The sequence below is a fragment of the Selenomonas sp. oral taxon 137 str. F0430 genome, from assembly GCF_000183625.1.
GTDB lineage: Bacteria > Bacillota > Negativicutes > Selenomonadales > Selenomonadaceae > Centipeda > Centipeda artemidis.
In genome coordinates this window covers 157,586-175,522 of record NZ_AENV01000002.1, presented here as the reverse complement: position 1 = coordinate 175,522, position 17,937 = coordinate 157,586, and the positions used below count along the sequence as shown (strand labels likewise).

The following is a 17,937-nucleotide window of genomic DNA, read 5'->3' as shown; positions in this document are numbered from 1 at the left end:
CGCAAAAATACCACTCGATTTTTCGAGTGGTATTTTTTTGTATGAAATATGTAGCTGTGCAACCGAGATTGACCTCTGTGAGAGCCAATTCATGGAGTTTCAATACCGCGAGCGGTATTCGCCTGTGCAACTCCTCACTCAGGACGCATACATTGACGGCACAAAGTTTCAATACCGCAAGCGGTATTCGCCTGTGCAACCCTCGAATACAGTGGTGCTCACAATGGCGAACAAGTTTCAATACCGCAAGCGGTATTCGCCTGTGCAACTCCTCACTCAGGACGCATACATTGACGGCACAAAGTTTCAATACCGCAAGCGGTATTCGCCTGTGCAACGTAGAGAGTTCGCGTCCACGCCCAGACAGGCCCTGTTTCAATACCGCAAGCGGTATTCGCCTGTGCAACTGCGGGAGGCGTTGAAGATGCCTGCGCTCTGCCGTGTTTCAATACCGCAAGCGGTATTCGCCTGTGCAACACTGGTGTCTATGTTATCATGACTTCGAATGATGGTTTCAATACCGCAAGCGGTATTCGCCTGTGCAACTTCGAATATCATACTAACGCCATTAGAAGAGATAAGTTTCAATACCGCAAGCGGTATTCGCCTGTGCAACTCTGATTAGGAGGTAGTTAAAATGAAGTCATGGAAGTTTCAATACCGCAAGCGGTATTCGCCTGTGCAACGAGAGGTCTTGAAAGGATAAGGAGGAAGTTAATTGTTTCAATACCGCAAGCGGTATTCGCCTGTGCAACAGCATACCCGCTGAAGCCGCGCGGGTGCTAGCGTAAATCGGTACATTTTGAAAACCTCGACGGTGGAATGCGGCTCTCCGGTCCCGGCGGAGGTTTTCGCCCGATGTGTGTACTTTATCATTTTTTTCCCTTTTTCGCAAGATTTTCTTTCTTTTTTGAGGGGCTACATTGAAAAAAAGATGCTAATATGCCCCCTCTTTTCCCATGTTTTAGTGGGGTGATCGAAAACCTCGACGATACTATGCGGGTCTCAGGGTTCACGAAAGGTTTTCTATGTGTAGGCCAATTTTGGCAGTAGGAATTATTTTTGTTTTTCACGTTTTCTTTTATACTATTTGCAGGAAAGCAGACGTAATCGCTCGAATCAATATAACAGGCTACTAAGGGGGGATTCTATTGGCACGGGACGCGGAGAGGATGGGGCGACGCAAGGGCGCTCCTTTTACGCCCTTTATGAAGCATTATGATTTGCTTCGCTCTTTTTTGCGCCGTATTTCGTACGGTTGTTATGCGCGCGCAGATTTTATTGCGCTTGGTGTGAGCGGTCGTTCTTATGATGATCTGCGTCGACGTATGGAGGTGTTCGTGCCGGAGATGTATGTGAGGAAGTCCCGTCATAAGAACGTGCAGAATGTGACGCTCCGGGGAGATGCCTATCTGTCTTCAAATAATTATTTGATTCATTCGTTCCGCTGTGCCGGCTTTACAAGTCCGATACAGGTCTTTTGTTTGCTTTCCATTCTACAATATGTACAGACGTTAGATCGTTCGGTGCCGCGGGTAGAGCTGCTGAACCGGTTGGCTCTTGGTATGCCCGACTTGAATGAGTCGACGCTGCGTTCTTATCTTCGTCTCCTTTGTGAGGTGGGACTCCTGCGCCGTACATCTATGGGGACGGCTCAATTTACTGCTGTGAAAAATCCGCTGCGTACTCTCTCGGCGGAGGATGCACGTCTCTTGCGCTTTGCTATGGTATTCTACCGGCAGGCTGCGCTCGTTGCTGTTCTGGGCTATGATCCGGCAGATGTGCTTGATCGGTCATTCCCTCCTGCGCCGACCGAAACGCTATGGTTATTCAAAAATGCGCCTGCGGTGCGCATTCTCGATGACGCTGTTCTCCTGACCTTGATCTCTGCGATCGAGCGGAGGGAGGCAGTGTCTTTTTGTTATGAAGGCTCTGCACTGTGCAGGACGATGATGCCGTATACGCTATCGGTTCGCACATCGGATCAACGGCGATATGTGACGGGAGCGGAGGGAGGTACTCAGCTCTCGCTGCGCATTGATAAGATGTCCGATGTGCGTGTCGTGAGGGCATCAATACGGAGACAGAAGGAACGCGCAGGAGGAGATGAAAAGTGTGAGGCAGATACGGAGATTGCTCTGCGTCTTTGTTTTGATTCGGCGGCGATGCGACGTGCGCTCTCTGCGCGAATTCGGGTGCAGTTTCCTTTGGCTGTATTTGTACGTGAGAAAAGTCATAGCTGTACGGTGCATTTTGCTGCGCGAGATCCGCGTTCCCTGGCTCCTTTTCTCAGAACGATGTATCCCTACTGCGCCGTTATTGCTCCGGAGTCTCTGCGCAGCTATATGTTAAAAGATGTGAGGGAGGCTTTACGGCGGTATGAGTGATTCTATTTTTCCTCTCTTTCATGCGTTCAGGGGTGCGCTTTGGTTTGCGCTCGTCCGGGTGATCCACGAGGCTGTGGGCGGGTCAGTTTGTTCGCGTGAGATGCTGCGCGCTCGGCTTGGCGCTCTCTGTCCTGCGTGGCGGGAGTTATCCGCCCGGATGCAGGACGGTTTTATGGATGCGCTCTTTGATTTTAATGCGGCAGGGCGTTATGTGGGGCTGCGTCTTCCGTATTCGGACGTGGATGTGACGCTGCCGCCGATGCAAACGGAGCTGCGTTGGATCAAGACGATGGCGCTCGATATGCGCTATCCGTTTCTGCTGCCGCGGGAGCTGCGCAGGCGGCTATGTGCGTTGCTGCCGAATGTTGATCCACTCGTTCCTCTTCTCTCTGTGCCCACGGGGCAATGCGGCAACATGCGTGTGATGCGGCACATAGAGACACTGCGCACGGCTTTTCTCGAGCGCAGGCAGGTGTTTTACCGGATGAAAAAGTGCGGCGGGGATGTGCAGGAGGGTACTGTATTCCCTTGCCGTATGGTGTATGATCTGTCGAGCGATGCGTATATGCTGCTTGTTTGGGATGCGGTGGAGGGAGGCATCCTCAAGCTGCGTCTGTCACAGCTCTCTGCAGTTCGATGCGTCGAGGCGCCGATTCCTGAGGATATGGAAGCGATATTTCAAGCGTTTCTCAATAAAAAACGCCGCTCTCTGCGTCTGCGTGTTCACGAGCGGAACAATGCGGTGGAGCGGTGTTTTTTGCTGTTTGGTTCGTATGATAAGGAGGCGTACCGGGAGGGTCGTTCGTATGTGCTGACGGTACGCTATTATGCGTTCGATACGCGGGAGGTGTTCGAGAAGGTTTTATCGCTGGGGGCGGCGGTGGAGATTCTTTCACCCACGGTATGGCGGGAGCGAATAAGGAATGTGTTGCGGCAGGCGGCGGCGATGTATGAGCGTGTGTGAGTGTTAATGTTTGTATTTTTTCACGAGCGCATCAATTTCCTCAAGAGCTGTTTCCATCTTCTTTCGGAGCTTTTCTGCTGTGGGGAATTCCCCCTCGTCCATGCGGGCATGATTGACTTGGTTGCGTTCGTCGCGGAGGGCTTGATAGTTCCCGATGAGCGTATCCATCTCGGCATCTGTCATCGGCGCGTCGATAAAGCCTTCTCTGCGCAGGAATTTTAGCTTGAAGGACGGTTCTCGTTCGATATGACAGAGGCATTTTCCCCAACCTGCCTCCTTGAGGTCTGAGAAAAAGTTCCATATCTTCTTTGTGGAAACAGTCTCACCGGAGAGATCAATTTTTGCCGTGATGGAGGGGAGGGGTATATTTTTATTCCCCTCTATTTCCGGGATGAGGCTGCGACAGATTTGAGCCGGGCGGCTCTGTACCGACACTGTCCCCTGACCGGAGGATTTTGCCGCACACAGCTCCTCGATCCATGCGCGCAACTCCGTTTCGTTCCGAATGATTAAATGATGTTCCTTGAGCGATGAAACAATGCCGTCGAGACGTTCCTTTGCCGCTTCGGGTGACAGCGGAGTACTAAATATTTTTTTCAAGGTAGTCGCAGCGTCGTTCCTTGCGGTATTATCCTCCGATGCAATTTTCTGTTCTTTGGATAAAAGAGCTTGCATCATAGACTCTTCGTCTTCTTCGTCGCCCTTGTTTCGTTTCACTTTTTGCGGGTTATACGCCGTCAATAACCAAAAGATGGGCTCACGCCGATCTTCGTTATCCTTTCGCATCTGAGCCATCTTGGTTCCGCGTTCGGTAATAGTGACGAAGCCGTTGTCTACCCAATACGCCGGCATCGATTCGGTGTAGAGTGTGAGCGCCTGCTGGAGGTGGTCGTGCCTCAGACACCAGCGAATGAGGGATACGGTGTCAATATTGCCGTCATCGGTGGTGATCAGATCGCGGTAATCCGCCCATAGGCGCGGTTCGATCTGTGTCATGAGGGCGTCCCACTGTCTACGTGTATCGTTCGACGCTTCTTTACTGCTCTGAAAGAAGCTCTGCATGGTGTCTTTGAGCTCGGATGCTGCCGCGATGAAGCTGCCGCGATGACAGAGTTTGATTTCTTCAGAAAATCGGCGCATGGCTGCGAGGAGTTCGGAGAGCTCGGGCGAGATGTCTTTTGCCTCCTCGTTGAAATAGTCGCTGAGCGTGGATACGCTGCCAAACCTGACAAATTCTTATGCGCCGGCGACGACGTTAAAAAGTCCGTAGACGTTATTGATTTCCTCAACGTAGTTCTCGGCACGTCCTCTTTCATAGTCGGAGTATAGGATGTGTCCGATCTGTACGTCGTTGTATTGCAAAAGACGCATGACGGCAAGCAGCATCATGTTGGTGTGGCGCATTCCGCCGGTGGTATCAACGTGCAGCTTGACCTCTCCGCCTGCCTTGCGTACTTCCTGCACATAATCCATGATCCGAGCCGCGAGCCCAGTGACGGCGAGCATCATTTCCCCTGCGGGCATTTTTGCTTCATAGGGATAGTCGACGAGGAACTCCTCGCTATCAATCTTCGGACATACGTCTTTGATGCGATGCTTAAAGTAGCCGAGGTGTGTTCGTTCGTTCGGCGGGAGCGCGGGCAGATCCTCTGCCGGTACGTCCTGATTTCGTACACTTTCGGTGACGAGCGCAAACATGCGGTCAAGCGCGACGTCCTTGGATGCGAGGTAACGCACGGCGGACTCATTGGTGGTATGCGTTTCGCCGATTCCTTGATAGGGCGCGGGAGAGAGTTTTTTGTCTCGGGTTTGGACGATGCTCAAAAAGAGCAGCATGATGTGCTTTTCCACGCTTTTCTTCTTTTCCACGGTTTTCTCCTTTTCTAGGATAGACGGAGGTACAGGGGGCGGATTGCCCCCCTCCCCTTTTTAGCTTGCTTCGAGCAGGACGTCGCCGAGCCGATCGGCAAATCGTTCAATGCCTGCGCGCAGGAGGGCGCGTCTGCTCTTTCCGTCATGCTCTTTGGTGGGTTCTTCCATGTATGCTTCCTAACGTTCGCAGTATTTCTTCCGCGCCTCATCGGAGATGCGCCATCCTTCATTGGTAGAGACGAGTTCGTCTTCGGTGAGGATACGCAGATGCATGAGTTTGAGGTTGAACCGCTCTGTGATGTCCGCACGATATTTCTCCATGAGGTCATAGACGAGGCTGTCCTTGCGAGCGTTCTTGCTGTGCAGGAATCCGTTGCGTGCGTCGAGCCCCGCGCCCGCCATGGCAACGCGCACGTCGCGCTCGAGAAACGCATAGCCATAGTTGAGAAGGGCATTTGCGCCATCCGCTGCGGGTCTGCGGGAGCGTCCCCTCCATGACCAGCCGAGTTTTTTGACGAGGTAGCCAAATGCCTCGAAGTACAGGCGCGCCGCCGTTCCCTCCAGCCCGCGCAGGCGGTCAATGCCGCCGCCCCATGAGACTTGTTTTGCCATGACCTTGAGCTCGGAGACGGTATCGGTGAGGATGGATGCAATGTACTTTTTGCTGTAGTAAGAGAGCAGGCGATATTGGGCTGTGATTTTTTCCTGCACGAGCTCTTTTGCGAGTGTTTTGCAGTAACCTTCATTCCCAAGGCAACGTGCCTGTGCATGCATGGCGGCGGCATCGGCGCCCGATGGGGAGAGCTGGCCTTTGACGCGTCCATGAAAGTCGATGTAGGAGAGAGCAACGCCCTGCTCCAAGAGGGCGAATACTGCCTGTGTGGAGAGTTGCGCTGCGCCGCCGACGACAACGCCGGTCACGCATTGAATCGGTACACTGCTGACGGTGCCGTCACGGCTTTCGACGATGATGCGCCCGCCCTGTTTTTTTGCTTTGCTGCCATCCTGCAATAAGTATACGACACACATGTTCATCTCTGCCTTTCTGCTGTCCGTTAGGCGACGACACAAAGCCGTTCCTCTTCCATCCATGTCCCCGTCTGCCACATACGGCTCGCGCAATTTTCGCAAAGCGGCGCGATGAGGAGGGCACATCGCTCAGAGGCGGCTGTGAGGCTCGTGAGTTCTTTACGCATCTTCTCAAACTCGCGTGTGCTGCGATCGCAGCAAAATACGCTGTACTGCATTCGATAGGCGAATGATTCGAGATAGTTCACGACGCGTCTGCGGATGCGGTCTTCGGTGATATCATAACAAATGATATAGCGCATGATGTCCTCCTCTCGGTTTGCTCCGTATGTCCCTTTACGAAGAGAGTATAACATGCGCGATATGTGAGTAACAGCAGAAAAACATGCGAGTTTAGGATGCGCCCGGAAGTCGTTCAAGTCGTTCGCTGCCGGGCAAGGGACGCCGGTAGAGCGGCAGATAGGTGCTCTCTACATAGTAGATGTCTATGCCGAGGACAGCTGCGATCATGGCGGCGGCGGACGCCATCGCCTTTGTCCCGCCGGTGATGTCCATGGCACATGCACCGTGCGCCGCCCATGCGCTATGCCGTTCCCGCACGGCAGCAAAGACAGCGTCCGCGTCACTGCGTCCAATGACGGTGTGCGATAGGCTGTCCTCGGACAGCGCTAGGAATGCACGGATACGCTCGCATAGATGTGCGGTCTCTTTTGTGCAGAGGATGTGCGCGCGCTGCGGCCGGAGCGCGGCAAGTGTCAGCGCGAGCGGCTGCCATGAGGTGCCGAGCGTGAGGATCATGCCGTAATAGGCGGGCAGTTTTTGTTTCTGTGCGCGCGCGCAGAATTTTTCTTTGGCGAGCGGCATGAGCTGCGCATCAAAGAAGCCGTCTGCGGCGGCAAGTTCCGATGGATTGTTGCGCGGCATGGACTGCCAGACGGCAATTTTCCTCTGCAAGACATCAGAGGGTGCATCTCCATGACGCCTGAGACTGTCGATCTGTGCGAGACAGAGGTCGATGAGCTTCTCGACCTCCTCGGCAGATCTGACATTCTCATAGTTTCCGTGGTTGATTTGGTTGCGCTGCTCGCGGATCTGCCGGTAGGACTCTAGGATACTCAGCACCTCGGCTTGACCATAGTTTGTTTTAGCGATGCCATTTTCCAGCAGTTCTGCGTATCTTCTCATTGTATAATCTACATCGCAGGGAATCTCTATCGGATCCTCTTCCCCATCCTCCGCCCCCAATGAAAAGAGGTCTTGTAAGGTATCTACGGGAAGCGTATGCATGATATTAAGGACGTGTTTATGTGTGCATTTTCGTTCAAATTGGCTCCATTTCGTAGTCCCGGCTGTAGGCCTATTCTCATAGAGATACCGAACGAGGTTCTGCACGGCAGGCAGATGTTTGCTCCACTCACCGCCAAATCTTGCACGCATATTATCAATACGCTGTACTGCGGCAAGCAAGTTAAGATCCTTTTCTATTAGAAACGGCGCCTGTTCCGGGCTTGGTATGAGCGATTGATCCTCCTTCATCTCGCTGAACAGAGCTCTCAGCGCCTTGATACGGTTGGCTAGTGTATCGGTTTTCTTGGAGACGGGGATTGTTTTATAGTTGATAACAAACTCCATCTCCCATGTACGCTGTCCGTTATCACACCGGTCAATAATACATTCATCGTCCGTATAGTATATTTTGTTGTCAACAAAATATACAGGCAGCCACTCTGTGCAGAGCGTCATCGCCTGCTGCAGGAAGCCTTTGTCCCGGCACCAGCGGATGATGTCCAGCCGATTGGGCTTTTCCTCGGTGAGCAGGGCGCCGTATTCCCCGCTCAAGGTGTTCATCAGGGTTCCAAAAAGCATTTCGTGATACTCTCTGTCCCGCTTTTCTTGGAATGCCCGCAGGGCGTTATGCAGCGCTCGCAGGTTTTCCTCGAGTACGCCTGTCCTACAGATGCGAATCGCGTCGGAGAACTCATGCATAGCGCGCAGGAGGGCTTTTAGCTCGGGAGAGGTTTCCTCTAGCTCGCTCTGCGTGCCGTTAAAATACTCCTCGAGGGAGCGCACACCACCGTAGCGGACAAATTCGTCGACGCCGGAGACGAGGGCAAAGGCGCGATAAACGCTGCGTGCAGAGGAGATGAGCCGTTTGTTGTAGTCCGTGTAATACACCTCGCCGCCACGAATGCCGCAATACTCCATGAGGCGCATGACGTTGAGCATCATCATGCTCGCGTTGCGCGGTCCCCCCGTCACATCGGCATGCAGGACGATCTCTTTGCGCACTCTATTTTTCCCTCGAAGCGTACGATTGATGAACTCCGCCATTCGTCCGATGTAATGGATGCTCTCTTCGACGGGATCCTCTTCATCATAGGCGATCTGGTGAAAACGGGTCTGCTTCAGGCTCGGGCAAATCATCTTGAGATGCTGTTCAACAAATGCCGCCTCGTTGGTCATCTCGCCTCCGATCATCTTGTCTCGACAAACCTCGACAGAGGCGAAGTAAAAAACATGATCGAGCTGCTTGTTCTGTTGCTCAAGCGCACGAGCAAGCGCGCACATCGCCGCCTCGTTGGTTTGAATGCATCCCTTGATCTCGCGTTTATCCTCCGTCTGATAATCCGTTGGGACGGGCAGAGTACCATCTTTGTTAAAATGTATGGTGCTTAAAAACAAGATCATGCCGTGGACTTCCATAGATTCACGTCCTTTCTAGCCAAATTTGCAGCGTGTCTGCCCAAGTCCCTGCGCGGTGAGACGCCCGACTCCTGAGAAAAAGGCGAACTGCGCGAGCAGGAGAAATATCCCGCGTTCTTCCTCCGCCAGTCGGTGCAGTGAGAATGTAAAGCTGCCGATAAAGCCTGTGACACCGCGTTGCTTTTCGAGAAAGACGGTGCGGCTCTCCCCCGACCAACGCCGCGGGACGAGAGACGCGGCACGTTCGCGCAGCGCGTCTCTGTCAATATCAAAGGATGTTTCAATTTGCCGCCATTTATCCGCGAGCGATGTGAAGATCAGCTCTGGCAGCGGGAACGGATAGTCGTCGGTAAAGGAGCGAAAGGAGACGGGCGAACGGAACTCAAGTATCAGTTCACCGACATTTTCCTGCGCCATGCAGGCGGCAACGAGATCTTCGGCATCCACCGTGCCGACCTCATCGGAGACGGCGCGATCCGCGACGATCTCGTCGATGATATAATCCACTGCGCCGACGCGCAGTGTGTCCCCTACGCGCAGCTCCATGAGGATGTGCAAAACCTCTGTGTCGAGTGCCGTGATGCGCCAGCGGTATGTGTCTCCTGCGCGTACACGTCTATGCCCCCGCGCAGGAGGCGGGGCGTGCATTGCTATGAGCTCGCTGACGGTAAAGGGTTTGCGCTGCATGTCGTCGTGCAGTACCGTAGATAATGCCGGCGCTTTGTCCCGAAGCATAGAAAACAGGGCGGCATGTAACAGCCGCCCTGCATGAACGGGCATCGTCCCTGCACTGCGTGCGCGCAAATGCAGGAGAAGCGCCCCGAGCATCATCTGCCGGGACTCCTCGTAGAGTTCACGAAGCTCAGTGCGTCGGGGAGGACGCTCCGCTCTCTAAAGTTCCTGTTGTCGACGCCCATCATCTTTGTCCGCGCGCTCCACCCGGATTTCTCCGCATTGCTCCAGTCGAGCAACGTCAGGAGTTCCTCCATCATGAGGTCATAACGTTTCAATTCTTTATCCGCCATATGTTCTTTAACGAACGTGTCAAATGCCTCGACATACGATGTCGGTTCTTCCGCAGCGATGGAGGACGCGATCGTGCCGTCTGTAAGGAAGCTCCCGTAAACGATCCGGGCGTCATCGATGAAGAGCTGCGGCTGCCGGCTCATGCGAATGCTTCCCATGCCGAGTGATTTTCCTCTGCCGATTTTATAGGCAATCAGCTTCTTGCCGACGTGGGCATCCCGATGAAGATAGAACACCTTGAGCAGCGCGCCGAGCTCCACTTTACTCAGATGCTCGAAATAGAGCCGCGTTGTAAACGAAGCCCCCGCCGCGATAGGGCGAATTTCCTTCGTTCCGGTGATGACAGGATCATCCTTTGTGGCACACCACTCTTTATCGCCGATCTTGCGATGCCAATAAAGTTTTGCCCCGCGAATCGAGGTGTCCTCATCCCAGTGCATTGTGTGGCTGCCATTTTGTTCCAAATAGAGTTGGAAGGACGTCGGTTTTGCCTCCATCAGAGGTTTTGAGAGGGCGGGGCTCAGGAATTTAACGTTACCCTCGAGCTCTGCATCCTCAAACGAGACGCGTCCCGCCCAGTACTCCGTCGCGCCGAACACGGCGTCGGTGAAGTCGATGAGATTATCACGCAGCGATGCCGGCACACGATCCGCGATGCTGTCATTATAAGCGATACGATAATAAGGTCCCTGACCGAAATGCTTTACAACGCCCTGTCGCTCGACGTAGAAGCATGGGACAAGATAGTCGATGTCGTCGCGCCCGGTGAAGGCTTTGATCTTCTCAGGCGCAGTGAGCGCAAGGTTCGGGGCGTCCAGCAGTGAAAACTCCTTGTTCTTTTGGTCGCCGCTGAACCTGCTCTTATCGCTCGTATAATCGTTGATAACCTCCTGCGGGACGGTATGACGCACGTTCCACTGCGCGCCATAGATGCGCTCATTGTGCCTTTTGTTTTGCATTTTTCCGGTGGCGCAGACGACACTCTTATCCTGCTCCGACCAGCGAGCCGCGGGGCCTATGAGGTCGTTGCCGGATGCCGATACGGGTTCATGCTTCGCCGGCGAAATGCAGTAGCTCTGCCCCACGTGCATGAGAAAGCCCGCCTGTGCACGCGTTTTGCTCTTTCTCTGTCCGGGAACATTCTGTACGATCTCCTCTACATAGTGGGAGCGGATACTGCTCCTGCTCGCAGCCATACTCCGATAGTAAAGATGACGATTGGTAAAATCCTCTCCCTCGCGCATCGATCCCGCCGTGACGATTTTAAAAAGGCTGCGCGCCATACCGCGCAGGCTGCTCCCCGGGATGACAGGGCGTCCCGCAGGGGAGAAAAATCCGTGCACCTCCTCTTCCTCTGCGTCAAAGCCGCCGATAAAGAGCGGCGTGAGTGTCTGAAAATGCAGGTCGATATGACCGCTGTAAACGCCGACGTTCTCGATGTAGGAACGGTACGCGTTCTTATACGCCGCATCGTCCTCTTTCGTTTTTTTCTTCTTTGCACGCAAAGGCGCACCGTGAACGACATCCTCCAGCGGCGAGGCGAGGATCGCTTCGGGAAGCGAGACGAAGTTGTAGGCGATGCTAAAATTTCCGTCGGGCTGTCTCGGCGACGGCCAGTTGTTGCCGCGCGAGGAGCCGCCATGGGAAATGCCCGTCTGCCGTCCGCCGCCATGGGAAGAGCCTCCCGCGTATCCGCCGGATCGCCCGCCGCCGGCATTTCCACCCGATCTCCCCATGGAGCGACCGGCGTTATTCCCCATGTCCATAATAATCGGTTTTGGCGGTTTTTTCTTCTTTTTCTGCTGCGCCTGTGTCTTCTGCGGCTTATCCTTATTATGATCTTTTTCGATCTTTGCACGAAGTGCATTCATAATCTCATCGTCAGCCATAATTTTCCCTCCCCCTCACACCGAATCAATCTTGACAAATCGATGATCGCCGTAGCCTGCCTGCCCCGTATTCTCATCCGCGACGATGTAGCCGCGCGTCAGGAGACCGTATTGCTCGGCTTCCTCTTCTACGGGCACCTCCATGCGCAGACCGCGCTCTCGATCCGCGAGAACGGCATAGCTGCCCGTGACGTTTTCCTCACGCGTTCCCCAGAGTGGGCTAAAGCTGTCAATATACTGCACCTCTTCGCCCGTGCCGTCGATGCGCCACCGACCGGTAAATGCATCGCCGCAGTGCAAAAGATGCAGCTCGGTGTTTTCATCAAAAATGCGCAGTTCCCGGATATAAAGAGGATTCGCTTTCACGCCGCCTGAGAGTGTGATCTGTCCGTTTGCAAATCGTCCCCATGTGACCGCGTGGAGCTGCCACAGGATGACAATGCCGTGCTCGATATGTTTTGCCGCTTCATCGCAAAGTGCCTGCACATCGCCTGAGATGCACACATGCTCTATTTGACTCGATATCTCACCTAATTCGTACGTTTCTTTTGCTAAGCTGATACCGCTCATGCGCACACCTCCGTTTTCTCCATTGCGCGCCGGAGCGCCGCAATATATTCCTCGAGCCGCGCTGCATCTCCCTCGACGAGTTTCCCGTCGGCATCCAACCGGTAACGCGTGCCGTCAAGCTCCATCACTGCGCCCTTGCCGATGAGACGACCGCGCCCGACGGATTTTCCTCCGCCGATCGCAATGTTGCCGCGCCAGAGATCCTTGAGCAGGAGGAGCAGCAATCCGATCTCCGCCTCGCTCCGCGCACGCCCTTCTTCCGTATCCTCCGACGCGCGCAGTTCGAGCGCAAGATGCAGTCCCGCACGGTCTTTCTCCTTTTGCCAAATGGGTGCGTCGAAAAAGAGCGCACTGTCCATATGTCCGCCGACGAAGCGATCGATGCGTACGCGCGGCTGTACTGCCGCGGTGAAATCTTTTTTGGAAAGATACATCTCTGATACGCTGAGTCTGCTCTTTTGTTTCGCTTTTTTATCCGACATACCCATCATTCGGTCGATGAACGTCTCCTGCACGGCGGCATTCTGCATTCCCGTGATGTCACGGCAGATCGCGCGCAGGATATGAACGGCACGCTTGCGCAGAATGCCCTTGATGCTCCTGCCCGGGACGAGGTAGTCTTTGCCGCTCATGCGCTGAACGGTGTCGATGCTCTCGCGGTTCTTGCCCAAGAGGTCATAATCGTCAACGGCGCTCCTCAGTTTTGCATCGCTGACATCTTGGTCGCGCACGAGCAGAGAGGTACGCAGGGCAAAGTCCGCCGTCACGCGGCACATGCCCGGCAGAGGGAGCTCTTCTGCGCGCGGCGCAAAGCGTTTCGCCGCATGTGCCGCGTCGGGCTCTTCCTGAGAGAGCCATGCGAGAACATTTTCCTTCTGCGCAAAGTCATAATATCCGGCGGCGAGCTCCTCACAGCGCACGCGGCCAAATCCGACGGCGGTCAGTGCGCCCACGGAAAAGCCCCCGGCGAGGAAATCCAGCAGTGTCTGCACGCTCTCATCTATGTCATAACTGCCGCGCATAAACGCACGCTCGGTAACCATGAGCGAAAAGTCGCCGACCGCGCCGCGCTCCACCGCCTCATAGTCGTATTTCATCCCCATGACCGCCGTGCCCGTATATGCATCGATGGACACGCCGTCGCGGAAGGTGATCTCTCCGCCCGACAGCTTTACATCGTCGATGGCGACCGCGCTTTGATAGATTTCTTTCTTCGCATTCCCCTCGCTGCCAAAGAGAACGGTATATCCGGCGGGATTTTGCCGGCGGAAGAAGTCACGCAGAACACCTGCGAGCGACGATCCGGGAATGATCGGATGCCCCTCCCGGTCGCGCAGTACTTGAATGTCGCGTTCGTTCCGTGCCTCATCGGGACTGCCCGTGCCGATAAGCAGCGGCGAGAGCAGCCTCATTTTCCCTGTGATGATAAATTTTCCAACGATGCTCGGATTCATTGCGCGCCCTCCTTCTTCCCCGCATTGCCGTGCTTGCGCGCGTGGCGCAGGAACGTCTGCCAATAGGCACGGCACAGTTCGTCCGCATATTCCTCCGGGCGGAACGCCACGGCGTCGATCAGCTCCTTTGCCGCTCCCGCCTTTTCGCCGAATGCTGCTTCGTGCCACGACACGAGCTTTTCTTTGTAGAGCTGCGTCATATCGCCTTGCAGGATCTTATCGATGCTGCGCCCGCCGTCGGGGCGCAGTTTGGCGAGATTATTCTTGAACGTGTCGCCCGCGCCCTCCATCTCGGCAGTAAACCGCTCCTGAAAGTCTTTCTGCGTCCAATGAGGACGATCCGCTTGCAAGATGTATGCGAGCCGCGCAAAGACGTGGTTCGAGCTCTCTTCCAAAGACATCGTTTCGGCAGACGCCATCGCATAGAGGCGGAACTGTGCGATGCACCGCTCTTTGAGGATGCGCTGCACACCGCCGCGCACCTTCTTATGAAGCTCCCCCACCGTACCCTTGTCTGCGTTTTTCTCCTCCGGCAATCCACTATCCGCCATTGTCAACTGCGGATGCTGCGTCCAAAGACGCACCTGTCCGAAGCCCTCCTCCATGCGCCGTCCAAAACCGCGTGCGCACAGTTTCTGCACGCGGCGCAGATCCTCCGCACTCCACGCGCCTGTGGTTTTACGTACGGCAAAGACGGTGCCTGCCGCTAATCCTACGGCACGCGGGCGCCGCAGTCCCCAGACGCCGACGAAGTTATCCGCTTCCTGTGCGGCGGAGAAGATCGGACGCGCCGTATCGAGCCGGACATCTTCGCCGAGCCCGGATACGATTTCACGCAATGCATTCCCGGCATGGTTACAGCATCCGCAAAGCGGAAGGAACGGCGTATCGAGCCGCAAATAAAGCACGTCGTCCTGCGGCACAGGTATATCCCCCGCAGCGCAAGGCGCCGGGGCGGAGAACGTCAGCTCACATTTCCCATACTGCGTATGCCGCGAGCGTCCAATATAGCAGTGCATCGGACGATCATCCGGACAGAGTGCCGCGCGCAGCTCCTCTAGATCCGCATCACTGCCGATGATCATACCGGCAAATGTCTGCCCCTGTGCGATCGCCTCATAGTTATAGATGTTCCCATCCGCGCTGCGCCCCGCAATCCGTTCGGTATCTCCCGAACGGCTCATGTGCAGAGAGAGTTCCGTGCGTATATGCGCGGTATGCACGATGCCGTCCGCGGTGACCGTGCCAAATCCCCGGCAGCTCTTATACCCGGCTTCCGGCAGCTCGCTCATCAGGTCGCGCAGCACATTCCCCGCCTTATCCTTTTGCAGCGAAAGAGGGAGCACATAGCTGCGTGTGTCGCCGACGGCAGGATATGCCGGCAAAAACCGAACTCCGCCGCAAAACAAGCGCCGAAATGCTTCATCTTCGTGCGCGTTTTTTCCGAGTCCGCGCGCGGCGATATACCGTCCCGCAAAGACGCCGCGCATGATGCTCCCGCTGAAGAACTCCTGCGTCTCGGTCATGACGGCGGCGCCGCTCCGTGTGGACACGACGACAGGCGACAGCGTCTTTAGCATCACTTTGATCGATTGCATAACCCCATCTCCTTCATCGTATTCTCTACGAGTGTCGCGTGATCACTTGCATTTTCGAGCGTACACTTGATTTTTCCAAAGCCGCGGTTGCGCTTCCCGCCTGCATAGCGCAGGTTCCGCAGTGCAAGCGCGATGATGCCCCAATGCCGCGGGGCGGGGTTCTCCAGACCGATACTGCCGGCAAACGTGACGTTCTCTTTTAAGAGCCGCAAATTGCGCAGCGACGTATCCGCCGCCGTTCCTGTCTCGGGATCGATTTTCGTCTGATAGCGTACCGTCGTATAAAGTTCGAGTACGTCCTCGGTACGCAGGATCTCCGGATAATCGCGCAGCAACCGACGCCAATCTTCGCGCATTTTCTCCGCGCCTTCCATATGGAAATCATGCACGACGATCTGCGCGTCACCGCTCGTCCCGTGGCGAAACAGCGCGTCGATCTCTGCGCGCAAATCGCCCGCCGCGCCGCAGGCGTCCATCATCTCGGCAACCTCCACGGCGCTCTCATAGAGCAGCCCCTTGAACCGCTTTGCGGGGAAATAGGGCAGCCCACAGTCATCGTGTACGATCTCCGCATCAAGGACGACCTGCGCTCTGCCCGAGCCGAGATGCAGCGGCGACAGAGTTTGAATCCGTACGGAGCGTTCCTCAAACGCCTTCATCGCATGTCCTCCTCTTCGTCAAATTCCTTCGGAATGTAATCCATCATTTCGATCGCATCCACATAGGGCGTGCGGTTCTCATGCCACAGAGCCTCGTCCTTCCCATACGTCTCCCAGCCTGCGATGACCGGAAAGTCGATATCGAGATGCGCCATCTGTGTCAAGAATTGCCGCGTTGTATGCGCATCGCGCATGAGGATCTCGCGCAGCTCCTTGACCTTATTCGACGGGAGCTTGCGCAGAGCGTGTGCCGCTCGCACGAGATGCGCAGCATTCTTCACATCTCCGGCGTCCGCATCCACACGGTAAGGACCGAAATGGAGTGCACCGCGCAGTCCGCTGTACTCCTGTGCCCGCAGCTGCGTCAGTTCCGGCGGCTGCTCGCCGTGCAAAATAGCGAAATCGAGCCATGAACTGCCGCCCGTACCGTCCGCAGCAAGTCTCTTGCGCATCTCTGCTTTGGCGGCGCCGCAAAGCTGCTCCGCGAGTTCATACCCGCGGAAAAACGGATAGGACGTCGGCAGTATGGCAATGCCGCCGCAGCAGTCCATGCCTTTCTTTAACCCCGCAGGTTCCTTCTCATCCGGTGTTGCAAGCAGTTTCATGAGACGCGTCGTGTAACGAAGCGCGACCTGCGCGGCACAGACGAACGTGATGTCGTCGCCGCCCAAAATGATCGGGCGCAGGGGCAGATATTTCTTTGGACTGTGCTCCAATGACAGGAACGTATAAGTCTCATATTCGTCCATAATCTCCGCAATGAGTGCTGCAAACGCCTCCTGCGAACGATGCAGGAGCGCGAGGGAGAGCGCACGACGTGCCGATAGATCCTCGCATTGTTGGAACTTTTTCCCCATGTTGTTGCCGTCGATATGCACGATCGCTATATCGTTGCACGGATCGTTTGCCGTCGTGCCGCCGCTGCGCTGTCCCATGAGATCGAGTTCCATCGGGAAGGCAAATTCATCAAATTTCAGATGCCGCTCCGTCCCGTCGCGCTCATCCATGACAGCGAGGAAATGCGACAGAATTTTATGCAGATGCTGATCCGCCCCCTGCGCGGCAACGGCTTTTGCCGCCATCTCCTGTGAAAAGAAGCGCTGCGACGAACCATCGCGCGCTAGGATATGATTCGCATCAAAAAAATCCGCCGTCTCGCCGTTGAGACTGCACGCGTGTGTCAGTCCTGTATACGGCATATGGACAGCGGGAAATACGGTATTTTGATTCTGTTTTAGCTTTTTATACAGCGCATCAAACGTCTCACGGAACGATGCGGGCGAGGAGAAATCAATGTGCTCGGCAAACGCCACTCCGGTATGCAGCCCCGGACAATGCGCAAGAAGACGCGTCGTAAAGGACGTAACGATACGCTTCGCCGTCTCCTCCGTCACATCGCCGCGCAAAAGGACGAGCGCATTGCCGCCGCCAATATAGGCAACGCGGCACTTCGTCTCCATCTTGCTCCAATCGATCGACTGACCGGATGCAAGCGCGTTCGCATCGCTCAGATCCTCAACATCCGACGGACTGAATACATCTTTGCACAGCGTTTCCTCCACAAGAAATTTTTGAAACACCTGCGCAATCAAATACGACGCCCCGATCTGCGTTTTCAGGCGGCTGCCTGAGAATATGTACCGCTGAATCGATCGCGTGTCAAAGAGTAGTGCTCGAATGCTTTCCATGGGAAGCGTCACGCCCTTTCACAATGACACCGGCAAGATACCGGATATTCTGAGACAAAAGTCTTTTTTATTGTAAAATAATTATAGCACAATGATGA

14 protein-coding genes and 1 CRISPR repeat array are annotated in these 17,937 nt (G+C 55.1%); of the genes, 2 read left to right on the top strand and 12 right to left on the bottom strand.

The features are described 5' to 3' along the window. Nucleotides 1-28: 28 nt before the first annotated feature. Nucleotides 29-755: a CRISPR direct-repeat array (repeat unit 35 nt; unit sequence GTTTCAATACCGCAAGCGGTATTCGCCTGTGCAAC). A gap of 417 nt (nucleotides 756-1,172) precedes the next feature. Next, nucleotides 1,173-2,387: a YafY family protein gene (locus HMPREF9162_RS01070; RefSeq protein ID WP_009438094.1), complete on the top strand. Its 1,215-nt coding sequence runs from the start codon at nucleotides 1,173-1,175 to the stop codon at nucleotides 2,385-2,387. After that, complete coding sequence (locus HMPREF9162_RS01065) at nucleotides 2,380-3,351, top strand: YafY family protein (RefSeq protein WP_083801375.1); 972 nt, start codon at nucleotides 2,380-2,382, stop codon at nucleotides 3,349-3,351. Before HMPREF9162_RS01070 ends, HMPREF9162_RS01065 begins: the two co-directional genes overlap by 8 nt. A gap of 3 nt (nucleotides 3,352-3,354) precedes the next feature. Here the strand turns inward: HMPREF9162_RS01065 and HMPREF9162_RS01060 are convergent, their stop codons facing one another. The 12 genes from HMPREF9162_RS01060 to HMPREF9162_RS01005 all read right to left on the bottom strand — a co-directional run bounded on the left by HMPREF9162_RS01060 (nucleotide 3,355) and on the right by HMPREF9162_RS01005 (nucleotide 17,839). Beyond that, nucleotides 3,355-4,491, bottom strand: coding sequence for a hypothetical protein (locus HMPREF9162_RS01060; protein WP_009438067.1), 1,137 nt, complete (start codon nucleotides 4,489-4,491; stop codon nucleotides 3,355-3,357). Between the two features lie 96 nt (nucleotides 4,492-4,587). Then, nucleotides 4,588-5,220, bottom strand: coding sequence for a hypothetical protein (locus tag HMPREF9162_RS01055; RefSeq protein ID WP_009438113.1), 633 nt, complete (start codon nucleotides 5,218-5,220; stop codon nucleotides 4,588-4,590). A 180-nt stretch (nucleotides 5,221-5,400) separates the two neighbouring features. Continuing rightward, entirely contained in the window at nucleotides 5,401-6,258 is an 858-nt protein-coding gene (cas1, locus tag HMPREF9162_RS11700; protein WP_050782849.1) for a CRISPR-associated endonuclease Cas1, read from the bottom strand. A gap of 20 nt (nucleotides 6,259-6,278) precedes the next feature. Beyond that, on the bottom strand, nucleotides 6,279-6,554 hold the full coding sequence (gene cas2, locus HMPREF9162_RS11695) for a CRISPR-associated endonuclease Cas2 (RefSeq protein WP_009438121.1): 276 nt from the start codon (nucleotides 6,552-6,554) through the stop codon (nucleotides 6,279-6,281). Nucleotides 6,555-6,645: 91 nt separating this feature from the next. Continuing rightward, complete coding sequence (locus HMPREF9162_RS11690) at nucleotides 6,646-8,940, bottom strand: TM1812 family CRISPR-associated protein (protein WP_050782844.1); 2,295 nt, start codon at nucleotides 8,938-8,940, stop codon at nucleotides 6,646-6,648. 30 nt (nucleotides 8,941-8,970) lie between these two features. Further along, the gene (gene cas6 / locus HMPREF9162_RS01035) at nucleotides 8,971-9,786 is read right to left on the bottom strand and encodes a CRISPR-associated endoribonuclease Cas6 (RefSeq protein ID WP_009438112.1); all 816 of its coding nucleotides are present in this window, start codon (nucleotides 9,784-9,786) and stop codon (nucleotides 8,971-8,973) included. Then, nucleotides 9,783-11,870 carry a TIGR03986 family CRISPR-associated RAMP protein gene (locus HMPREF9162_RS11685; RefSeq protein ID WP_009438061.1) on the bottom strand — a complete coding sequence of 696 codons (2,088 nt, stop codon included), beginning with the start codon at nucleotides 11,868-11,870 and terminating at the stop codon, nucleotides 9,783-9,785. Before HMPREF9162_RS11685 ends, cas6 begins: the two co-directional genes overlap by 4 nt. A gap of 15 nt (nucleotides 11,871-11,885) precedes the next feature. Beyond that, nucleotides 11,886-12,440, bottom strand: coding sequence for a CRISPR-associated protein Csx19 (gene csx19 / locus HMPREF9162_RS01025; protein ID WP_009438132.1), 555 nt, complete (start codon nucleotides 12,438-12,440; stop codon nucleotides 11,886-11,888). After that, on the bottom strand, nucleotides 12,437-13,894 hold the full coding sequence (locus tag HMPREF9162_RS01020) for an RAMP superfamily CRISPR-associated protein (protein ID WP_009438074.1): 1,458 nt from the start codon (nucleotides 13,892-13,894) through the stop codon (nucleotides 12,437-12,439). Before HMPREF9162_RS01020 ends, csx19 begins: the two co-directional genes overlap by 4 nt. Next, nucleotides 13,891-15,492 (bottom strand): hypothetical protein, encoded by a 1,602-nt coding sequence (locus HMPREF9162_RS11680; protein ID WP_009438150.1) that lies wholly within the window; start codon nucleotides 15,490-15,492, stop codon nucleotides 13,891-13,893. The genes HMPREF9162_RS01020 and HMPREF9162_RS11680 overlap by 4 nt, the downstream gene beginning before the upstream one ends. Beyond that, on the bottom strand, nucleotides 15,474-16,151 hold the full coding sequence (locus HMPREF9162_RS01010; RefSeq protein ID WP_009438017.1) for an RAMP superfamily CRISPR-associated protein: 678 nt from the start codon (nucleotides 16,149-16,151) through the stop codon (nucleotides 15,474-15,476). Before HMPREF9162_RS01010 ends, HMPREF9162_RS11680 begins: the two co-directional genes overlap by 19 nt. Continuing rightward, on the bottom strand, nucleotides 16,148-17,839 hold the full coding sequence (locus HMPREF9162_RS01005; RefSeq protein WP_009438036.1) for a hypothetical protein: 1,692 nt from the start codon (nucleotides 17,837-17,839) through the stop codon (nucleotides 16,148-16,150). The genes HMPREF9162_RS01010 and HMPREF9162_RS01005 overlap by 4 nt, the downstream gene beginning before the upstream one ends. Between the last annotated feature and the right edge of the window lie 98 nt (nucleotides 17,840-17,937).

What these genes read in the sequence shown, in the direction of transcription:
- HMPREF9162_RS01070 (WP_009438094.1), top strand. Translation starts at nt 1,173, where the DNA reads ATGGGGCGACGCAAGGGCGCTCCTTTTACGCCCTTTATGAAGCATTAT.
- HMPREF9162_RS01065 (WP_083801375.1), top strand. Translation starts at nt 2,380, where the DNA reads ATGAGTGATTCTATTTTTCCTCTCTTTCATGCGTTCAGGGGTGCGCTT.
- HMPREF9162_RS01060 (WP_009438067.1), bottom strand. Translation starts at nt 4,491, where the DNA reads ATGCGCCGATTTTCTGAAGAAATCAAACTCTGTCATCGCGGCAGCTTC.
- cas1 (WP_050782849.1), bottom strand. Translation starts at nt 6,258, where the DNA reads ATGAACATGTGTGTCGTATACTTATTGCAGGATGGCAGCAAAGCAAAA.
- cas2 (WP_009438121.1), bottom strand. Translation starts at nt 6,554, where the DNA reads ATGCGCTATATCATTTGTTATGATATCACCGAAGACCGCATCCGCAGA.
- HMPREF9162_RS11690 (WP_050782844.1), bottom strand. Translation starts at nt 8,940, where the DNA reads ATGATCTTGTTTTTAAGCACCATACATTTTAACAAAGATGGTACTCTG.
- cas6 (WP_009438112.1), bottom strand. Translation starts at nt 9,786, where the DNA reads ATGATGCTCGGGGCGCTTCTCCTGCATTTGCGCGCACGCAGTGCAGGG.
- HMPREF9162_RS11685 (WP_009438061.1), bottom strand. Translation starts at nt 11,870, where the DNA reads ATGGCTGACGATGAGATTATGAATGCACTTCGTGCAAAGATCGAAAAA.
- csx19 (WP_009438132.1), bottom strand. Translation starts at nt 12,440, where the DNA reads ATGAGCGGTATCAGCTTAGCAAAAGAAACGTACGAATTAGGTGAGATA.
- HMPREF9162_RS01020 (WP_009438074.1), bottom strand. Translation starts at nt 13,894, where the DNA reads ATGAATCCGAGCATCGTTGGAAAATTTATCATCACAGGGAAAATGAGG.
- HMPREF9162_RS11680 (WP_009438150.1), bottom strand. Translation starts at nt 15,492, where the DNA reads ATGCAATCGATCAAAGTGATGCTAAAGACGCTGTCGCCTGTCGTCGTG.
- HMPREF9162_RS01010 (WP_009438017.1), bottom strand. Translation starts at nt 16,151, where the DNA reads ATGAAGGCGTTTGAGGAACGCTCCGTACGGATTCAAACTCTGTCGCCG.
- HMPREF9162_RS01005 (WP_009438036.1), bottom strand. Translation starts at nt 17,839, where the DNA reads ATGGAAAGCATTCGAGCACTACTCTTTGACACGCGATCGATTCAGCGG.